Here is an 18,462-nt window from a genome sequence, read left to right on the forward strand (position 1 = left end):
AATTCAATTATTCTTTTGGCTTAGCCAACGAACTCCATCAAACTCCTATATGCCACAAAGCGGTTTTTGTATCTTTCGTTTAGTTCAGCCTGTAAAGCCGGTGCAAATACTTCCTGGTATTTATTGTAATGATCTAATGTTTCGGCAACATACTGTGCGCAATAGGTTATCCCTTCGTTGGGTGAGTCTACAACCTTTAATAAACGGTTGGAAATAAACATACCCGTAGCCATTACTTCAGGGATATGAACATCTTGCATCCACTGTAACCACTCTTCGGCTGCTGCATCATCAAGGATGAGCGTAACATTATATAAAAACATAGCACAAAGGTAGATAATATATAAATGTTAAAAAATTGATGATAATGGATTTTATTCTTTAAAGTGGTGTCAATCTGTTAAATTTGCTAATTCCCATTGTTTTTAAGCATGATACGAACTAACGACTCTCAAAAAATAGACAATTCCACTCGTAATTATATTTATACTGGTTACCTAACTGCAATTTTCGGCGGCATTTTAGGGCTGGTGATTGGTTGGGATTTAATGAAGAAAAAGAGAACATTAAATACTGGCGAAAAGGTTTTTTCTTATTCCCTAACGGATAGGCAACATGGCGCCAGAATTTTAATTTTGGCAGCAATTTGCTTCATTTTGTTGCTAACCTTAACTATTATTGCATTAGATGCCTAAGCCATCTATATCCGGAAATGATTATTATTACCAAATCTTCTACTACAAAAGAGCTTGAAGGCATTCTTGAGCTTCAAAAGCAAAACTTAAAGAAAGATTTAACTCCCGAACAAATAAAAGAAGAAGGCTTTGTTACCGTTTCGCATTCGCTTGATGATCTGGAAAAGATGCATCGGTACGAACCCAACATTATTGCAAAAGATGGAGAATTGGTTGTAGCTTATGTGCTAGCAATGACCAATGAGTCTAAAAATGATATCCCGAGATTAGTTGAAATGTACGAAAGTTTCGATCACATCCAATATTACGATAAATCCGTTTCTTCTTATTCTTATATCGTTGTAGGGCAGGTGTGTGTTAGTCAGGCTTATCGTGGTAAAGGTTTGTTCGATCAATGTTATCACGCTTATAAAGATTATTTTAAATCTAAATACGATTTCGCAATCACCGAAATTGCAAGCATCAATTTACGATCGATGAATGCACATAAACGTATTGGTTTCAAGGTTATTCATACTTATACCGATAACAGCGCTGTAGAATGGAATGTGGTGGTTTGGGACTGGAAACGGTAGATTGGTTTGGCGTTTAGCGATAGGCGTTTGGCATCAATTTACCAGTTACAACAATTAACCGATTAATCATTACGAATGAACTAATGGCTAATGAACCATTGAACTAATCAAACCCCATCTCCACGTAAATTCCTAAACCTTTTCCTGGCTTCAGCACTGAACATGCTCCCCGGGTAATCCGTAATCAGTTTCTGGAAGTAGATTTTGGCCTGTGCAATGTCGTTCAATTTCTTTTCATAAAGATCGCCCAAAGTAAAAAGGGCATCGTCTGTCCAAATGCCATCTTTAAAATCTTCAGTTACCTTTTTCAGAATATCGGCTGCTTTTTGGAAATCATTGGCTTTGATGAGAATTCTTGCTTTACTCATCATTATCGCGTCGGTTAGGCTATTTTGCGGAAATGCTATGGCAATACTGTCCATTTTTTTTACTGCACGTTCAGGGAGGTTTCTGAATAAAAGCATCTCTGCATCGGCATACATTTTTAATGCGTTACTATCTGCAGGGGTTTGAATATTATCGTTAATCAGTAAACTCAGGTTCAAGGCGTCGTTTGCAATGAGTTGTGAAGTTGCAGCCTTTAAAACCAGGCATTGGCCATTGCTGTATTCGAAATTACCCTGATAAAAAGAAAGTTTAGCGCTCCTGAAACGTGCCTCATTTCCTACGGGTTGCCCCTCAAATTGTTTGCTCACTTGCTCGTACACTAAAAAAGCTTCCCAGGGTTGGTTGGTTAAAATATAAATATCGCCTAAATCGAGTTTCAGTTGGCCTAACTCCTGATCGTTAATGCCAGGCATTTTTATGGCTTCTTCCAGTTCTTTTTCTGCACTGCTGGGTTGATTTAAATAATAAGCCTGCAAGTTTGCGAGTTTTTTTATCGCGAAAAGCGTGTTTCTGTTCTTGCCGTTTTCATCCAGTAAGGCCTGATAATCTTTTGCTAACAGATCAAGATCAGCTACCGTATATTTCCCGTTGGTACGCAGGTTATACTTGGTATTCAGCATTTCTATTTTTGAAGGAAGGTAATACTGGTTATCCTTTCCTTTAGTTAACAGGTAATCGTAGGCTTTAATCGCTGTTTCGTATGCGCCATTGTCAACAAAGGTATAAATGGCCTTAAATAAGGTGCCTCCATCAGCCTTGGTGCGTTTATCGTACGCAATTAACTGGCGCAGGGCCATATCAAATTCCTGTTGTTGAATATAGTTCCAGGTGAGTAACTGAATATAAATTTCGGCATCGGGCTCTGTCTGTATTTTCCTTAAAATGGCTGCCTGAAAGGTTTGGTAATCGTTTTTGTCCTCAAATATAGAGGCCAGTACGGCTTCAGCCTGCGGTAAAAGCTGAGGCATGGTGCCCATGGCATCAAGGTACTCTTGCATGAGCATGGGCTTATCCTTTTTGAAACGGTAAATGTTCAATAGCTCAAAGGCAAAGAGTTGATCGTTGCCCAACAGTTTTCTGCCCTGCTTAAAAGTTTGAACTGCAAATTCATAATTTTCAAAACGATAAAAACTATTGGCTAAATTCCTGATCTTAAATTCATCTTTCGGAAGTTTATTAATTACATCGGTAAAAATCTTGTTTGCCGCTTGCACATCACCCTTCTCCTGGTAAAGTTTGCCCAATGCTATTGGATAAACATCGCCCTGTGGATTTTTTTTTATTTCCCTTTTAACCACTTTCTCCGCAACATCATAACGCTTCAATTTTACCAATGTATTAAAGTAAATATCGAAATAGGCTTCGTTATTGGGTATGGCATAAAGTTTTTCCAGTAGCACAACTGCTTTTTCATAATCACCATCATTATAGTATTGAATGGCCAGGCTACTTTCATCAGGTGCAATCTGTTGATTGGGACGGAAGATTTGTGCGTGGGTCCCAAGAGATAGAAATAAGAATATGATGAAAAGCAAGCGGTTCATAAACCCTAAATTATAAGTTTTAAATGTAACATTTTAATACATCTTTAGCTAAAGCATCAATTGATATTAAACGTATTTTAAATGTTACCTGTATTTTATTTTGTAGGTATTTTATAAATACTAAATTGAACCACGACTTATTATTTGATTGCATAAGTAACATTGTTGGTGTAAATCGCAGTTAAGTTGTTAGGATACTTATTTTTGTCATCCCGTAAAGGATTTATTTATGCTAAAAAAGATTTTTCTATTGTTAATGGTTGCATTGATCTGGGCCTGTAAAGGCACTAACAATGATACTATTCCTGTGGACGATTTTTTTAAAACGCAGGATAAGGCCTATTATCGCATTTCTCCTGACGGGAAAAGTCTTTCTTATTTAAAGCTTCATGATAAAAAACTTGATCTTTTCGTTGAAGATCTTGCGACTGGAAATAGTCTTCAGTTAACCCATTTGAATGGGAAGAATATCAGTTTTCATTTCTGGACCAGCAATAACGAGTTGATTTATTATGCTGAAGACGAATCTAAAGAGCGCAAATCGGATATTTTTGTGATCAATAAAGATGGAAGCAAGCAGGTTCAGCTGAGTGCCAACGAGAAAAGCAGGTTAAGGGTAATAGAAGATCAGTTAATTGATGATAAATACATTATTGTTGCATCCAATAAACGTGATTCAACAGTTTTCGATGTTTACCGCCTAAATGTTAGGAACGGTAAAATGGATATTGCAGCTAAAAACCCTGGAAATATTACCGAATGGATGACAGATAATAGAGGAGTGTTGAAAATTGCTGTAGCGAGTGATGGGGTGAACGAAACCTTGATGTACCGGGAAAACGAAAACCAGGCCTTTGCTCCGGTAATTACCAATAATTTCGAAACCACTTTACAGCCAGTTGCCTTCTCAGAAAGCCAGCCCAATATACTTTATGCCATTTCAAATGTAAATAGAGATAAGAATGCACTAGTGGCACTCGATCTAAAAACAGGTAAAGAAAAACAGGTACTTTTTGCAAACGATACCTTAAATGTAGTAGATGCAAAATATTCGCGGCCACAAAAGAAAATGCTTTTTGTAACCTGCGAAACCTGGAAAAAGGAAAAATATTACCTTGATGACAGTACGAAGATTACCTATTCCAAAATAGACCGGCTTTTGCCAGGTACCGAATGGAAAATTATGGATAAAGATAAAATGGACAAGGTTTTTGTAGTAAGAACATTTACCGATAAAAATCCGGGTTCTTATTATCTCTATACCGTTAGCGAGAATAAACTTAAAAAACTAACTGATATTAGCCCATCCATTAAACAGGGTGATATGAGTGCCATGAAACCGATCTGTTTTAAAAGCTCTGATAATTTAACCATTAACGGTTATTTAACCTTACCCAAAAATAAAAAGGCCGTTAATTTGCCAGTAGTGGTCCTGCCACATAATGGCCCTGCAGGGCGAAATAGTTGGGGCTATAATGCAGAAGTTCAATTCTTGGCTAACCGTGGTTATGCTGTTTTGCAGGTAAACTATCGTGGGTCTACGGGCTATGGTAAATCTTTTTATGCCGCTGGTTTTAAGCAGTGGAGTGATAAAATCCAGGAAGACGTTAACGATGGCGTAAAATGGTTAATTGCCAAAAAAATTGCCAATCCTAAAAAAATCGCCATTTATGGCAATGGTTTTGGTGGTTATATTGCATTAAATTGTTTGTATAAAAATCCCGATCTTTATAAATGTGGTGGATCAAATTCAGGAGTAATCAATTTATTCAGTTACCTGAAAACCATCCCGCCGTTTTTAAAAGCGAATTTACAGATGTATTATGAAATTGTTGGCAATCCGGTAACCGATACCGATTATATGCGGTTTGCATCGCCTGTTTTCCATGCCGACCGGTTTAAAGCGCCTGTTTTTATAGCACAGAATCCTAAAGATCCACGTGTTAACGTAGCAGAAGGTGTTCAGTTTATTAAAGAGCTGAAAAAACGGAATGTTCAGGTTATTTATATCGAAAAGGAAGAAGGTCCAAACCCTATAGTGCGTCAACAGAGTAGAACGGCCCTGTACAAAGCATTAGAAGAATTTTTACAGGAAAATCTAGGTAAGAAATAGGGTATGGCCTTAGATAAAAAAAGTGGATATCGTAAAAATTTCTCGCTCGGTATAACCTTCATTGTACTCATTTCCATTCTTTTTATTCTGTCGCTTTTTTTAGCGTTTAACTACAGTAAGAAATCGATCGAGAACGATTTTGTATCTGAGAAAGTAAACGTGCTAGAGCAAAGTATTAAGCCTTATAACGATTTCTTTCAGAATAAAATGCCAGAGATTTCATATTATAGCGGCTTTTTAGATTCTTCTACAGCAGCAAAGTTTGTAGATACCGTGATGTTAAAATATCCTTTTATCTCGAAGGTTACTTTTTACGATACAGAGGTAAAGAATGTTCCCGTAAAGGATGGGATCAATGCAAACCACTTAGGTATTGGCCCTAAATCTATTTTTCAGTTTGGCAAAGGTATTAAACCCGATTCGGTAAAATTATATTCAGAAGATGATACCAGATCTTTTAATGTGGGGAGCGATTTTAATGCAATAGCCATTAAACTTGCCACTTTTGTTGAGGATTTGGATACAGCATCGGTGCCTACACAAGAGGAATTGTTTACTAATTTTTCTATCGTTAACTCGAATGAGAATAAAATCACCTATTTAAATATTCCCCGCCGGGAAGATTTAAGGGCCTATAAAGATATGATCAGACGGAAGTTAAATCCGGCGCCCGTTTATCAACAGGATGTACTGGTTTTTAATCTCGATGCACATAAAATCAAGATCATCAATACCAGGCCGTTGCTGTATCAAAAGATCAGGATTGAGCCGTTGACTTACGATCCGATTGATACTTCTGAAGAAAATATTAATACTGAAATTGCCTTGCCAGGCGCATTTTCTGATTTTAAGTTATACCTCATTTCATCAAGATCTTACATCAAGAAAGAAATTTTTATTTACTTCATGCCGATTGCCCTGGTACTTTTATTGGTATACGGCGTGCTTTTATTGGTTGCTTTTTTGATTTACCGTAACCTGAACATCAATAGCAAAATGTTTAAGTTGCAGTACGATTTTGTGAATAACCTCACGCATGAGTTTAAAACACCCGTTAGCGTGATTAAGATTGCGGGAAACAATATTAAAAGTGCTACCGCATTAAGCCAGAGAGAACAGCAACTTTATGGCAAGATACTGGATGAAGAAGCCGACAAGCTGAATGGCTTAATGAACAAATTACTGGCCTTTACGCAGATCGAAAATAAGGCGATTAAGCTGAACCAGGAAGAAGTTAATATAGTAGATTTTATTGAAAGTACTATCGAATCGCATACATTAAAACACCCCGATTTTAAGATTACCTATGAGGTGGTGGGCTTTAAAACCTTTATTACCGATCCGGTATTATTGGGCAGTTTATTCGATAATCTGGCAGAAAATGCCTACAAATATTCGAAACCAGAACAGAAAAAATTACACATTAGTGCAAAGTTGATTAAAGGGGTGCTGGTTTTCCGGTTTGCCGATAAGGGAATAGGTATCGCAGCATCAGAATTAAACAATATATTTAAGAAGTTTTTCAGGATTCAGAATGAATATAACCAAATGGGCAGTGTAGGTCTGGGTTTGGCATTCTGCAAAGAACTGGTTAACTTTATGGAGGGAGAAATCTCTGTAAAAAGTAAAGTAGGAAGCGGTACCGAATTTAAGATTGTGCTGCCTTATAATAGTTAAATTTTAGGAGTTGGAAGGTTGTAAGTTGAGTTTAACCCTTTAAACATCACAGCGTTTCAACATTACAACCGCATATAAAACACACATACAAATGTCAAAAGAAGTAAAAATATTAATTGTAGAAGATGATGAAAATCTTCGCTTTCTTGTGGCCCACCGTTTAAAGGCTGAAGGTTATACTGTGCTTGAAGCAAATGATGGCGAAGCTGGTGAAAGAATGATTGTTGCCGATCAGCCTGATATTGTTTTATTGGATTGGATGATGCCAGGTAAGCAGGGCGCCGAAGTTTGTGAGAATGTGCGCAAGCAAGGATTCGAAAACCTGATCATTATGATGACTGCCAAAGCGCAGGATGTTGATAAAATTGACGCCTATAACTTTGGTGCATCTGATTATATCACCAAACCATTTAATATGGATGTTTTGGTTGCGATGTTGGAGAGCAAGGTGAAATTTATTGTGAATAAAGATACTGCCGAAATTCACCGTTTTGGCAATATGGAACACCATCCAAATATCCACACATTGTTTAGAGATGGGAAGAAAATCGAGTTAACGATATTGGAAAACCGTATCCTCCTTTATTTCTTGCGCAACCCGGGTAAAGTTATCAACCGTGATGAATTAATGTTGGTGGTGTGGGGCTACAACTCTGATGTGAATACCAGAACGCTTGATATGCATATTGTGCGCTTACGTAAGAAGATAGAATTGAATCCTGATAATCCACAATTGTTACAGACCGTTAGGGGGGTAGGTTATCGCTTTAATGCGGGATAATAGGTAATTATTGAATTAAAGAATCTTGAATGATTGAATGTTGGGGGTCATACCAAAATATTCAATCATTCACTCATTCGAAACTCACTCATTTTTAGTCTAAGCTCTCTTCAAAGTAAATATTGTTATCTCAGGTAAAATACCAACCCTGCCCGGGTAACCTAAAAAGCCATAGCCCACGTTAACGTAAAGCTGTTGTTTTTGCTCCTGGTATAAACCTGCCCATTCTTTGTAAATGTATTGCACCGGACTCCATTGAACCTCTTTGAAACGAACGCCAAACTGCATTCCGTGTGTATGGCCACTAAACATCGCATCTATTTGCGGGTATTTCTTTAAAACCTCTCCACGCCAGTGTGAAGGATCGTGACTAAGCAAAAGTTTAACAGGTAAATCATCCGTATTTTGAACCGCTAGCTCCATCTTTCCATATTTAGGGAAGCGGCCCATTCCCCAGTTTTCGATACCTAAAATTCCGATTTCTTCTCCATCTACTTTTAATCTCCGGTTTTCATTCATTAGTAAATCGTATCCCATTACCTTATGCACATCAACCATATCTTTCAGGTTTTTCACCTTGGCAGGAGAAGATTCTTTGCCAAAAAAATAATCACCATAATCGTGGTTTCCCAATGTTGAATATACTCCTAGAGGTGCTTTTACTTTCGAAAATATATCCTGATAGTCTCTTACCTCGTTGGTAAGGTTATTCACTAAATCGCCGGTAAAAAAAACGAAATCGGGTTTCTCGCCCAATAGCATTTCTACACCACCTTTTACGGCTGTTTTATTGTAAAAGCTTCCAGAGTGGATATCAGAAATCTGCCCCATGGTAATGCCGTCAAAAGCTTTGGGTAGGTTAGGGAGGATTAAATTTACCCGTCTCACCTGATAATCGTATGCGCCAGAAATAATGCCCCAGCTTAATGAAGTTAAGGGTACTGCCGCTGCCACCAATCCGGCTTTAACCAGGAATTCAGAGCGTGAAATGGGTTCTGCTGTTGTATTTTGTCCTGTTGAAACTTCACTTTTTTTGTTCCTCCTGAAAATTTTAATGAATAACCTTCGCAAATCATCCAGGATCAAAAATGGGAGCATAGTCATTTTACAGGCAACGGTTAAAAAGAAGGCAACCAAAATAATGGCTCTCAATGTAAGGAAAAGGTTGAGGTAAATGCCGCAGAAAACGCCAAAAATCAAAAGCAGGCTATAACTCCAATAGGCAATAGCAAATACTCTTTTAGTAGTCGGTTTCCATTTTTTAAAAACAGCAATAATGGCTTTGTAACAATAAATGTCAAAAGCAATAATGAATATGCAGGCAGCAATGATGAAAGGTAGTCTTCCCATACGATCGGGTTATTCGGGTTAAATTAAAAAATAAGACAGGTTCTTTTGACCTGTCTAAATTAAGTATTTGAAGTAAATATATTATTTAATATTCGTTGAGGATGATCTAAAAAGGCTTTATAAACCCGATAAACCTCAGATTCTTCATATTTAACCTTAGCTATTTTATTCTCCGACATTTCGTATATCCATGCATTGGGGTAGGATAATAAGATCGGCGAGTGTGTGGCGATGATGAATTGAGCATTTTTGTCTACCAGATTATTGATTTTGGATAACATAGCGATTTGTTTCGTAGCTGAAAGGGCCGATTCGGGCTCATCGAGGATATAAACGCCATGGCCACTAAAGCGGTTCATAAATAGCGACCAAAAAGATTCTCCGTGAGATTGTTCATGTAAGGAAATACCTCCATAAGAATCTATTATCTTAGTTAAAGATATAGGTATATCTGGGTCGTCTTCATCAAGTTTGTCAATCTCGCTGGCAACATTGTAGAAACTTTCTCCCCTTAAAAAGTAGCCGTCTTTAATTTGTTTATATCCTTTGGTTATACTGAGGAAGTTATGCAATGCAGAATGTGTTGCTGTGCTTTTAAAATTGAAATTTTTACCTCCGCCCTCTGCATTGAAACCAAGATAAACCGCTATGGCTTCAATCAGGGTCGATTTTCCAACCCCGTTTTCGCCGGTAAAAAATGTAACATTGGGATGGAAGTCTAACTTTTCAAAAGATTTTAAGCATGCAATATTAAACGGATATCCATTAGGAAGGTGCTCTTGTTTTAGCCTTAGCGATAAAAGATATCCGTTAAACTCCATTAATTTTATCTGAAATCGTCTTCATCCTCTTCTTCGTCAAATTCGGCGTTAAATAAACTGCCAAACATATCGGAGAAACCGAAGCCGCCATTTAAATAATTTTTGCTCAATTGCGAATATTCAGCTAAACCATGCAATACGAATTCCATTAACAATAAAGTTTGGTTTTCGCTTAATTTAGGATGAAACTTCTTTACCAGGTCGTATAAACTTGGCACCAGCATCAACGCTTTTTTATACTGTGCATTGGTTAAAACATCGGTAACATCTACATTGTTACCTTCCGTAAACCATTCGGTTACTTCGGCGTAAGGGTTGGCCGTTTTACTTTTCTTCGCTTTTTCTGGATCGGGGAAGTAACGTGCAAATAAGGTTTTAACCGCTTTTCCGATTAAGGTTGTAGCTACATGCGCTGGCCCTTCCAGTTCGCCTTCGTAAACCAGTTCTATTTTACCTGTTATTGCCGGGATAATTCCTGCAAGGTCAGATAAACGTACAAAAGAATTTTTCTCGCCTGCAATCAGCATTCTTCTTTCAGCAGTGCTGATTAAATTTTCATAAGCCGAAATGGTTAATCTGGCTGAAACACCCGATTTTTGATCGATATATTCACTTTTACGTGCCTCAAAAGCAATCTGCTCGATTAAATCTTTTACCAATCCATCCGCCTCAATATTGGCTTTTTGATCGGTGGTTAATTTTGCCTCCTGGAAAGTAATTTTGCGCGAAATTTCGATGGTTTTAGGATAGTGGGTCAAAATCTGACTTTCAATCCTATCTTTCAAAGGTGTAACAATACTTCCACGGTTGGTATAATCTTCAGGGTTTGCGGTAAATACAAACTGGATATCCAGGGGTAAACGCAGTTTAAAACCACGGATCTGGATATCTTTCTCCTGCAGCATGTTAAATAATGCCACCTGGATACGTGCCTGTAAATCCGGAAGCTCATTAATCACGAATATGCTGCGGTGTGCGCGCGGAATTAAACCAAAGTGGATTACACGCTCATCATTATAGGTTAATTTTAATGTTGCGGCTTTAATGGGGTCAACATCGCCAATTAAATCGGCAACAGTAACGTCGGGCGTGGCCAGTTTTTCAGTATACCTTTCGCTACGGTGCAACCAGGCAATTTCAGTATCATCGCCTTTTATGGCGATTTCATTTTTCGCATACCATGAAATCGGGTTCAATGGATCATCAAAAATCTCACTTCCGGCAACATATGGCACATACTCATCTAATAAGTTTACCATCAAACGGGCAATCCGTGTTTTAGCCTGCCCACGTAAACCTAAAAGTAAGATATTGTGGCGCGATAAAATGGCGGTTTGTAATTCAGGAATCACCGTTTCATCATAGCCGATAATGCCTTCAAATTCAGTTTTTTTATCGCGGAGAACTTTAATGAGATTTTCCCTGAGCTCTTCTTTTACAGATCTCGATTTATATCCTGTGGTTTTTAATTCGCCTAATGTGGTGTTTTGCATCTTTTAAAATGGGTTTAAGGTTTATGGTTTAGGGTTTAAGGTTGCAGCACGCAACATCAATCGCTAAATCTTCCCTTGTTTAAATGTTTCTAAGCCTCGTTAAATAGGTCTTTTCGGCTTTAGGTTTTACCTTAAACCTTCCGCCTTTTACCCTCTACCTTATTTAACTGTCTTACGTCTGTTTTTAATATAATCTTCAAAAATGTATTCGCCCAAACCGTTTAACGAGCTATAAAAAGCCCTGCCGCCATTAATTTCGGTAAACTGGCGCACAAACTGTTGCAGGTAAGGGTCTTTGGCAATCATAAATGTAGTAATCGGAATTTTTAGGCGCTTACATTGGGCAGCCATGTTTAAGGTTTTATTAATTACCTTCCTATCCAGACCCATACTGTTTTTATAGTACTTGCCATTTTCTTTTAAGCAGGTTGGTTTTCCGTCGGTAATCATGAAAATCTGCTTATTATGTGTTTTTCTTCGACGGAGTAAATCAGCAGCCAATTCTAAGCCCGCATAGGTATTGGTATGATAAGGGCCAACCTGTAAATAAGGCAGGTCTTTCACGCTAATTGGCCAGGCATCATTTCCGAAAACCACAATATCTAAAGTATCTTTAGGGTATTTCGTTTTAATCAGCTCGGCCAAAGCCATCGCAACTTTTTTTGCAGGGGTAATTCTGTCCTCGCCGTATAAGATCATCGAGTGCGAAATATCGATCATTAATACGGTAGATGTTAAGGTTTTAAAATCCTTTTCCTCTACTTCCAGATCGCGATCGGTTAAGGTGAAATCGCCAATACCGTGGTTAATCTGTGCATTGTGGATAGAAGCAGTCATATCAATCTGATCCAAACTATCCCCAAAACTATATTCTCGTCTATCGGCATTTTTTTCTTCGCCAACGCCTGATTGGTTACTGTTGTGGTTTCCCCGTCCTGATTTTTTTAGTTTCCCGAAAATTTCATCAAGGGCCGATTTGCGGATGGTCTGCTCGGTTTTGGCTGTTATTTTAAATTCCCCAGATTGATTGTCTTCCGTAAGATAACCTTTGTCTTTCAGGTCGTCGATAAAATTACCAATACCATAATCGTTATTGGTTAATTTATATTGCTTGTCGAGCTCGTTCAGCCAGCTTAAAGCCTCTGCTGCATCTCCAGCTGTATAATTCAGCAATTCGCTAAATAATTTCAGCAACTCATCGAACCCACCCTTTGGCGTATCGCCCGGCTTATAATCAGAAAAACGAAAACCTCTCATGTGCTTATATTAACGATTTATCGAAGATAAAAGTTTCGCTTTGCATTAATTTAAGCGCGGTGTCATATTTGGAGACAAGCAGAAAGGTAAAAGCTGAAAGACCAAAGCAGATTGAAATTGGAAATCGTCAACTGATAACTGTCTAATTGAAAACTGTCAAACTAATCTGGGCGTTCCCCCAAGCTGCGCAAGGGGCGGGCTTTTCAGGGCTACGCTTCGCTTCGGTACCAATGAAATATTGGTACTGAACCCTTACAATCCCTAACGCAAAACCCACCGTTTCAGATCAGATCTAAAATTCCGTGTTAATCCGTGTCTCCGTGGCAACAAAGCAGAATGCTTAACCCAATGCCATATGGTAAATCTTTTTATTGTACTCTGGATTTGCGCCAGGCTGAGAGGCTACAAATGCCCCAACTTTGCAGGCATTATCTAATGTGGTCTCCATAGGATAACCCTGTAGATAACAGGCAATAAATGTAGCTAAAAAGGCATCGCCGGCACCAACTGTATCGGCCACCTGTACCTTGTAGCCAGGGTGTTTGAATAATTTGCCATCTTTTAAAACGCATGCCCCTTTATCGCCAAGCGTGAGGCAGATCATTTCAATGTTAAACTGACTGGAAAGTTGCTTTAAAAGTTGCTCATCAGTATTACCGCTTAAGCCAAAAGATTCTTTCACCCATAAAATTTCGTCTTCATTTATTTTTAGGATATCTGCTTTTGCCAAAAGCGCGCCAATTAGTTCTTTTGTATAAAAAGGAGCACGGAGGTTTATGTCGAATATTTTAGTCTTGGCATTTTCTAAGAGCGTAAGGATAGTTTTTTTAGATTCTTCCGCTCTACAGGTTAAACTGCAATATACCAATGCATCTGCCTGTTTTACGGCGGCTATGTTTTTATCGCTGATTTTGATGTCATCCCAGGCTACAGGTTGTTTAATCGTATAAGTGGCCTGATGGTTTTCATCCAACCGCACCACAACCGTACTGGTTGGTAATTCGGTGTTTACTTGAATCAGATCAGTTGCAAAATGATTGCTGGCTAGAAAATCGAATAACTCTTTTCCATTTTCATCATCACCAGTTGCGCTTATAAAACTGCTATCTATACTTTGTTTGTGTAAATTAAGCGCAACGTTCATGCTCGAGCCGCCAGCTTTTTTACCCTCTGGGAAAACATCCCAGAGTATTTCGCCAATTGTGATTACTTTATTTTGCATAGAAGATTTATAGATATGTAAATAAAGAATTTTTATGCATGGAACAAAATAATTTGTTTCATATCTTTAATTTTTACCTCAACTTAAATAACCATGAAAAGAATACTTGTAATTACATTGTTTTTAGCTTCCTTTAGCACTTTTGCCCAAAATACGAAAGATAAACAGGCCATACTTAATTTACTCGAAAAGCAACGTACGGATTGGAACAAAGGTGATGTTGAAGCCTTTATGCAGGGTTATGAAAAATCAGATAGTTTACTTTTTGTAGGCAAAAGCGGACCAACTTATGGCTGGCAAAAAACATTGGATAATTATAAAAAAGGCTATCCGGATAAATCGGCAATGGGGTTTTTGGTGTTCGGAATTAAAAAGGTCGATTTTTTAAAGCCCGATTTGGCTTTTGTATTGGGCAGCTGGAATGTTAAACGCGAAAAAGACGAACTTAAAGGATATTTTACCTTATTAATTAAAAAGATAAAAGGCGAATGGAAAGTAGTTGCTGATCATAGTAGCTAAGTGTGGAAGAGGTGAAATGTAAAATGGATGAGGGAGACAAAACTGTGTTGGTAGCGAAGCTTCAGCCGGTCGTCATTTCGAGCGGAGTGCAACGAAGTCGAGAAATCTGTCTAGATGGATCTCTCCATTCCACTGCGTTCCAGTCGAGATGACGCCATTTAATTAACCTTTATGGTCTTAGTTTACAACGAGGATTCGTGTGATCAGCATTTTTAATGCTGTTTAAATTAATTTAAGGGCGATAAAATCGCCCTTCTCATGCATCCCGATTGCAAATCGGGACGATTATTTATTCTCCCAACTTAAAATCCTTATAATAATAATCCTTATCAGCATCTGTTAACTGGCGGATTACCCTACATGGATTTCCTGCGGCAAAAACATTATCAGGAATATCCCTGGTAACAATACTACCCGATCCGATTACTACATTTGACCCAATTTTTACCCCGGGGTTAATCACTACATTGCCGCCGATCCAAACACTATTGCCAATGGTCACTTCCTGCGCCCATTCATATTCCTGATCGCGTAAATGTGCATGGATAGGATGGCCTGCGGTATAAATAGCCACGTTTGGCGCAATGAAAACGCTGTTGCCGATGCGTACTTTAGCGCAATCTAAAATAACAAGGTTAAAATTTGCGTAAAAATTATCGCCGATTTCGATGTTGTAGCCATAATCGCATCTAAATGGAGGTTCTACATAAAACATCCTTTCTGTTTTTCCGAATAACCTTTTTAATAACGCTTTGCGTTGTTTGATAAATTTTGGTGCGAGGTTATTAAACTCGAAAACAATTTCACGCGCTTTTAATCTTTCTTTTGATAGTTCTTCGCCGCCAGCCTGATAAGCTTTACCGGTCAACATTTTTTCTTTTTCGCTAAGGATATTGTTTTCCATCTTAGGTATCTGATTTTTTAATTCTCCATGTTTACGCGCAATAATAACAAAAACGGGGCTATCGTAACCGATGCCCCGTTGTATTTTACTTTTTCAATACTTTTCTATGGTCTGCCTTTAGCTAAAGCCCTTTCAGCAATTTTAACTGCTTTTTTCTCTCTCCAGTGGGCGTATTTTTCTTTGAAAGTCATTTTGATTAAACTGTCTATCGCACCGTGGGTAAATAAGCTCCAAACACTGGCTACTTTGCGCGTAATTGATTGATCCCAGGCTCTTAAGCTTAAAGAGAACGACCCATCCAGGTATTTCATCCAATGCCACATTCCGGTTGGCATAAATAAAGTATCGCCATGCTCCAGGAAAACTTCATAACCTTCTACACCATTCAGTGCCGGGAATTTTTCGAAATCTGGGTTGGCGACATCATAATCTTCCAAAGCGTAAGTTGCATTTGGCAGGCAGTACAGTCTGTCTTTCCATTTGTTGTCGAAAAGAACGATGTGCTTTCTACCGCCAAAGTGTGTATGGAAAATATGCGGTAAATCGATATCGTAATGTAAAAAGGTTACCGAGTTAGAACCGCCAAAAAACATAGCAGGCATACTTTCAATAAAACCACCCATTAAATCTTTTGGGATTTTTACATCATTGATTAAACTTGGTACTTTTTTAAACAGGTTAAAAAAGAATATACGCAGTTCAGTTGGCTCGCGTTTGATCAGGTCAAGGTAATCGCCAAATTTCATATGCGCAGTAGCTGCATTGATCGGTTTAGATGGATCGGCTTTAGAGTTATCGTAAAGTGGAACTTCGAGCTCGCCACCAATTTCCTTTAAATATTCAGTCGTCCATTTTTCTCTGGCAGGCCAGTCTTTGGTTAGGCCCCTGATTACTAACGGACGTTTAGTTTTCAGATAATTTTTCTTAAAATCTTCGGGAGTGATGCTCTCAACGATATCAACAGGTTTTAAAATGAAACTCATGCGCTTAAAATCGGTTATTTGTGCCGAACAACAAATGTGTAAATTTTATTTTACAAAATTGATGTTAACAGGTAAATGTGACTAAAATCACGTAATCTAAAATTAGTAAATACTTAACAATTTAATAATTACGCCTCAACTTTATTTTTAACAATTTCGATATAGGCAGCGTCCCACAGGTCGATCCTTTTCTGCAAGGCTTGTATTGTGGTTTCTTCTGCTTCGGCCCAAAAGGCTTCATTTTTTTCACAAAGCTTCTCTGTCATCGAGAGTGCCAAATGGCTGTGGTGATCGCCATCTACTTCGATGTGGCGCTCTAAGTAATACTTAAAAATCGAAACTTTATCAGCCTGGGTGCTGTTCAGGTCATTTACCATGCTAAAAAACATGTTTGGAATTAAATCCTCACGACCAAAAGTAAAACTTGCGGCCTGTAGATGTGTTTTTCCACTGTTGATGGTTTCGAAAGTTGCATTTACAAAATCCTTTGCCGCTGCAGGAACATCAGCTTTCGTGAAAGCTTCATTAAAACTTTTCCCGTTTTTTAGTTCCTGTAAAAAGGTATTGATGGGTTTGGTATTGGCACCACATTGATCCATAGCATCTAAATATAACTCGAAGTGGCTTTTAATGGCTCCATTGGCGTCTACATCTGATTCTTCACCGGCCACAATTTCATTGATCAATTGGCGGGTAACAGGATCGCCTACCGGGAACCAGGGCAAAGTAGTACAGGTTAAATTAATTTGTAGGGCTTTAAGCAACGACATAAAATCCCAAACGGCGAAAATGTGGTGTTCCATAAAAACCCGGAGATCTTCTATTTCACTAATGGCCGAATAAACTTTATGGTTAATGATTTCTTGCCTAAGCGGCGCTATTCTTTCCTGGATTTTTATAATATTAGGATGCATATATTGAATGAGTGAATGATTGATGTTTGAATGGGGCATTTAAATTATGAGGGAGAGAATGATGGAATTAGTGAATTAGCAGGGTTAAACACATGTTCATTCAATCATTCAAAACTTAATCATTCAATCATTATTTATTTTGGTAAATTCTTCTCTAGTGCTCTACTCGCTCTTTTAACTGCAAGGTTTTCTTTCCATTGCATGTATTTTTCGCGGTAGTTTGCTTTCATAAAGTCGTCAAATTTACGCTGTAAAGTTAAGTTATACAAGCTTTTTGCTTTTACTGCCCAGCTTTTGTCCCAGGCCCTTAAACTAATGGAAAAAGAGCCATCCAGGTATTTCATCCAGTGCCAGTATCCGGTAGGCATAAATAAAGTATCGCCATGTTCTAAATAGGCTTCAACGCCCTGAACACCCTTTAAAGCTGGGAATCTATCAAAATCGGGGTTTTCTACGTCATAATCTTCTAAAGCATAAGTGGCATAAGGGATTTGATACAAACGTTCTTTCCATTTATAATCGAATAAGATTACATGCTTGCGACCATTAAAGTGCGTATGGAAAATGTGTGCTAAATCAATATCATAGTGTAAAAATGTTACCGATCCCTTACCGCCAAAGAACATATTCGGGTAGCTATCTAAAAAACCGCCCATTAAATCTTTCGGTGCGATATAATCTTCGAGTAGCTTTGGTGCAAATTTTATCGGATCGAACAAAAATATACGCAGATCGGTCGGTGTTTCTTTAATCAGGTCGATATAATCGCCAAATTTCATTTCGGCGGCTGATGCATTTATAGGTTTAGAAGGATCGGCTTTAGAACTGTCGTAAAGCGGAACAGTTTTATCGCCAACAACTTCTTTCATGTATTCCATCGTCCATTTTTGATAAGCAGGCCATTTTTTGGCCATATTTTTTATTACCAATGGTTTACGCGGTTTAAGGTAGTTCAGCTCGAAATCTGATTTAGATATGTCTTCAACTACATCTATCGGAGATAAATTGAATTTCATGTTAAAAAACTATTAATGCAGCAAAATTAAATAGTTAAAAAACACTAAACATTACAAATGCAAAAACGTGAAAAAAAACTGACAATTCATCAAAAAAAGTCAGAAAGTATGATGTGGATAGATAAAAGAACGTCCGTTCGATTAGGTAAGCATGCTCATGTAAAATCACATCGTAACTGAGATATGTTTTTTAAGGAAATCTTTTTGTGTT

17 protein-coding genes are annotated in these 18,462 nt (G+C 38.0%); 6 read left to right on the forward strand and 11 right to left on the reverse strand.

The genetic code is table 11. The annotated features are described in order from the left end of the window. Positions 1 to 20 precede the first annotated feature (20 nt). A complete protein-coding gene (locus tag ACTJKN_RS16335; protein ID WP_440826649.1) occupies positions 21 to 323 on the reverse strand; it encodes a DUF4286 family protein in 303 nt (100 codons plus the stop codon). Positions 324 to 431: 108 nt separating this feature from the next. Here ACTJKN_RS16335 and ACTJKN_RS16340 point away from each other — a divergent pair, with 108 nt between their 5' ends. Both ACTJKN_RS16340 and ACTJKN_RS16345 read left to right on the forward strand, forming a co-directional pair. Further along, positions 432 to 695, forward strand: a complete 264-nt coding sequence (locus tag ACTJKN_RS16340; protein ID WP_440826651.1) for a hypothetical protein — start codon at positions 432 to 434, stop codon at positions 693 to 695. Positions 696 to 712: 17 nt separating this feature from the next. Further along, positions 713 to 1,270, forward strand: a complete 558-nt coding sequence (locus ACTJKN_RS16345; protein ID WP_440826652.1) for a GNAT family N-acetyltransferase — start codon at positions 713 to 715, stop codon at positions 1,268 to 1,270. A 107-nt stretch (positions 1,271 to 1,377) separates the two neighbouring features. Here ACTJKN_RS16345 and ACTJKN_RS16350 read toward each other — a convergent pair whose 3' ends face one another. Continuing rightward, a complete protein-coding gene (locus ACTJKN_RS16350; RefSeq protein ID WP_440826654.1) occupies positions 1,378 to 3,201 on the reverse strand; it encodes a tetratricopeptide repeat protein in 1,824 nt (607 codons plus the stop codon). A gap of 229 nt (positions 3,202 to 3,430) precedes the next feature. On the opposite strand from ACTJKN_RS16350, the gene ACTJKN_RS16355 reads away from it, so the two are divergent. The 3 genes from ACTJKN_RS16355 (at position 3,431) to ACTJKN_RS16365 (ending at position 7,772) form a co-directional block, all read left to right on the forward strand. After that, positions 3,431 to 5,314: a S9 family peptidase gene (locus ACTJKN_RS16355; protein ID WP_440826656.1), complete on the forward strand. Its 1,884-nt coding sequence runs from the start codon at positions 3,431 to 3,433 to the stop codon at positions 5,312 to 5,314. Positions 5,315 to 5,317: 3 nt separating this feature from the next. Further along, complete coding sequence (locus ACTJKN_RS16360; protein ID WP_440826658.1) at positions 5,318 to 6,991, forward strand: sensor histidine kinase; 1,674 nt, start codon at positions 5,318 to 5,320, stop codon at positions 6,989 to 6,991. Positions 6,992 to 7,082: 91 nt separating this feature from the next. Beyond that, positions 7,083 to 7,772 (forward strand): response regulator transcription factor, encoded by a 690-nt coding sequence (locus tag ACTJKN_RS16365; RefSeq protein WP_029274172.1) that lies wholly within the window; start codon positions 7,083 to 7,085, stop codon positions 7,770 to 7,772. 99 nt (positions 7,773 to 7,871) lie between these two features. On the opposite strand, the gene ACTJKN_RS16370 is transcribed toward ACTJKN_RS16365, so the two are convergent. The 5 genes from ACTJKN_RS16370 to ACTJKN_RS16390 all read right to left on the reverse strand — a co-directional run bounded on the left by ACTJKN_RS16370 (position 7,872) and on the right by ACTJKN_RS16390 (position 13,915). Beyond that, the gene (locus ACTJKN_RS16370) at positions 7,872 to 9,122 is read right to left on the reverse strand and encodes a metallophosphoesterase (RefSeq protein WP_440826660.1); all 1,251 of its coding nucleotides are present in this window, start codon (positions 9,120 to 9,122) and stop codon (positions 7,872 to 7,874) included. Between the two features lie 59 nt (positions 9,123 to 9,181). Further along, the gene (locus ACTJKN_RS16375) at positions 9,182 to 9,943 is read right to left on the reverse strand and encodes an AAA family ATPase (RefSeq protein ID WP_440826662.1); all 762 of its coding nucleotides are present in this window, start codon (positions 9,941 to 9,943) and stop codon (positions 9,182 to 9,184) included. Positions 9,944 to 9,948: 5 nt separating this feature from the next. Beyond that, the gene (locus ACTJKN_RS16380; protein WP_440826664.1) at positions 9,949 to 11,436 is read right to left on the reverse strand and encodes a magnesium chelatase; all 1,488 of its coding nucleotides are present in this window, start codon (positions 11,434 to 11,436) and stop codon (positions 9,949 to 9,951) included. A 159-nt stretch (positions 11,437 to 11,595) separates the two neighbouring features. Beyond that, positions 11,596 to 12,693, reverse strand: coding sequence for a vWA domain-containing protein (locus ACTJKN_RS16385; RefSeq protein WP_131030386.1), 1,098 nt, complete (start codon positions 12,691 to 12,693; stop codon positions 11,596 to 11,598). A 340-nt stretch (positions 12,694 to 13,033) separates the two neighbouring features. After that, positions 13,034 to 13,915, reverse strand: coding sequence for a carbohydrate kinase family protein (locus tag ACTJKN_RS16390; protein ID WP_440826666.1), 882 nt, complete (start codon positions 13,913 to 13,915; stop codon positions 13,034 to 13,036). Between the two features lie 93 nt (positions 13,916 to 14,008). Here ACTJKN_RS16390 and ACTJKN_RS16395 point away from each other — a divergent pair, with 93 nt between their 5' ends. Then, on the forward strand, positions 14,009 to 14,434 hold the full coding sequence (locus ACTJKN_RS16395) for a YybH family protein (protein ID WP_440826668.1): 426 nt from the start codon (positions 14,009 to 14,011) through the stop codon (positions 14,432 to 14,434). Positions 14,435 to 14,723: 289 nt separating this feature from the next. Here the strand turns inward: ACTJKN_RS16395 and ACTJKN_RS16400 are convergent, their stop codons facing one another. From ACTJKN_RS16400 to ACTJKN_RS16415, 4 genes are all read right to left on the reverse strand, one after another. Beyond that, positions 14,724 to 15,338: a sugar O-acetyltransferase gene (locus ACTJKN_RS16400; RefSeq protein ID WP_440826670.1), complete on the reverse strand. Its 615-nt coding sequence runs from the start codon at positions 15,336 to 15,338 to the stop codon at positions 14,724 to 14,726. Positions 15,339 to 15,442: 104 nt separating this feature from the next. Next, entirely contained in the window at positions 15,443 to 16,321 is an 879-nt protein-coding gene (locus tag ACTJKN_RS16405) for a cupin-like domain-containing protein (RefSeq protein WP_029274179.1), read from the reverse strand. A 128-nt stretch (positions 16,322 to 16,449) separates the two neighbouring features. Continuing rightward, complete coding sequence (locus ACTJKN_RS16410; protein ID WP_440826672.1) at positions 16,450 to 17,235, reverse strand: DUF3050 domain-containing protein; 786 nt, start codon at positions 17,233 to 17,235, stop codon at positions 16,450 to 16,452. A gap of 134 nt (positions 17,236 to 17,369) precedes the next feature. Next, on the reverse strand, positions 17,370 to 18,251 hold the full coding sequence (locus ACTJKN_RS16415; RefSeq protein ID WP_440826674.1) for a cupin-like domain-containing protein: 882 nt from the start codon (positions 18,249 to 18,251) through the stop codon (positions 17,370 to 17,372). Between the last annotated feature and the right edge of the window lie 211 nt (positions 18,252 to 18,462).

The organism is Pedobacter sp. 22163 (assembly GCF_052045595.1).
GTDB lineage: Bacteria > Bacteroidota > Bacteroidia > Sphingobacteriales > Sphingobacteriaceae > Pedobacter.

What these genes read in the sequence shown, in the direction of transcription:
- ACTJKN_RS16335 (WP_440826649.1), bottom strand. Translation starts at nt 323, where the DNA reads ATGTTTTTATATAATGTTACGCTCATCCTTGATGATGCAGCAGCCGAA.
- ACTJKN_RS16340 (WP_440826651.1), top strand. Translation starts at nt 432, where the DNA reads ATGATACGAACTAACGACTCTCAAAAAATAGACAATTCCACTCGTAAT.
- ACTJKN_RS16345 (WP_440826652.1), top strand. Translation starts at nt 713, where the DNA reads ATGATTATTATTACCAAATCTTCTACTACAAAAGAGCTTGAAGGCATT.
- ACTJKN_RS16350 (WP_440826654.1), bottom strand. Translation starts at nt 3,201, where the DNA reads ATGAACCGCTTGCTTTTCATCATATTCTTATTTCTATCTCTTGGGACC.
- ACTJKN_RS16355 (WP_440826656.1), top strand. Translation starts at nt 3,431, where the DNA reads ATGCTAAAAAAGATTTTTCTATTGTTAATGGTTGCATTGATCTGGGCC.
- ACTJKN_RS16360 (WP_440826658.1), top strand. Translation starts at nt 5,318, where the DNA reads ATGGCCTTAGATAAAAAAAGTGGATATCGTAAAAATTTCTCGCTCGGT.
- ACTJKN_RS16365 (WP_029274172.1), top strand. Translation starts at nt 7,083, where the DNA reads ATGTCAAAAGAAGTAAAAATATTAATTGTAGAAGATGATGAAAATCTT.
- ACTJKN_RS16370 (WP_440826660.1), bottom strand. Translation starts at nt 9,122, where the DNA reads ATGGGAAGACTACCTTTCATCATTGCTGCCTGCATATTCATTATTGCT.
- ACTJKN_RS16375 (WP_440826662.1), bottom strand. Translation starts at nt 9,943, where the DNA reads ATGGAGTTTAACGGATATCTTTTATCGCTAAGGCTAAAACAAGAGCAC.
- ACTJKN_RS16380 (WP_440826664.1), bottom strand. Translation starts at nt 11,436, where the DNA reads ATGCAAAACACCACATTAGGCGAATTAAAAACCACAGGATATAAATCG.
- ACTJKN_RS16385 (WP_131030386.1), bottom strand. Translation starts at nt 12,693, where the DNA reads ATGAGAGGTTTTCGTTTTTCTGATTATAAGCCGGGCGATACGCCAAAG.
- ACTJKN_RS16390 (WP_440826666.1), bottom strand. Translation starts at nt 13,915, where the DNA reads ATGCAAAATAAAGTAATCACAATTGGCGAAATACTCTGGGATGTTTTC.
- ACTJKN_RS16395 (WP_440826668.1), top strand. Translation starts at nt 14,009, where the DNA reads ATGAAAAGAATACTTGTAATTACATTGTTTTTAGCTTCCTTTAGCACT.
- ACTJKN_RS16400 (WP_440826670.1), bottom strand. Translation starts at nt 15,338, where the DNA reads ATGGAAAACAATATCCTTAGCGAAAAAGAAAAAATGTTGACCGGTAAA.
- ACTJKN_RS16405 (WP_029274179.1), bottom strand. Translation starts at nt 16,321, where the DNA reads ATGAGTTTCATTTTAAAACCTGTTGATATCGTTGAGAGCATCACTCCC.
- ACTJKN_RS16410 (WP_440826672.1), bottom strand. Translation starts at nt 17,235, where the DNA reads ATGCATCCTAATATTATAAAAATCCAGGAAAGAATAGCGCCGCTTAGG.
- ACTJKN_RS16415 (WP_440826674.1), bottom strand. Translation starts at nt 18,251, where the DNA reads ATGAAATTCAATTTATCTCCGATAGATGTAGTTGAAGACATATCTAAA.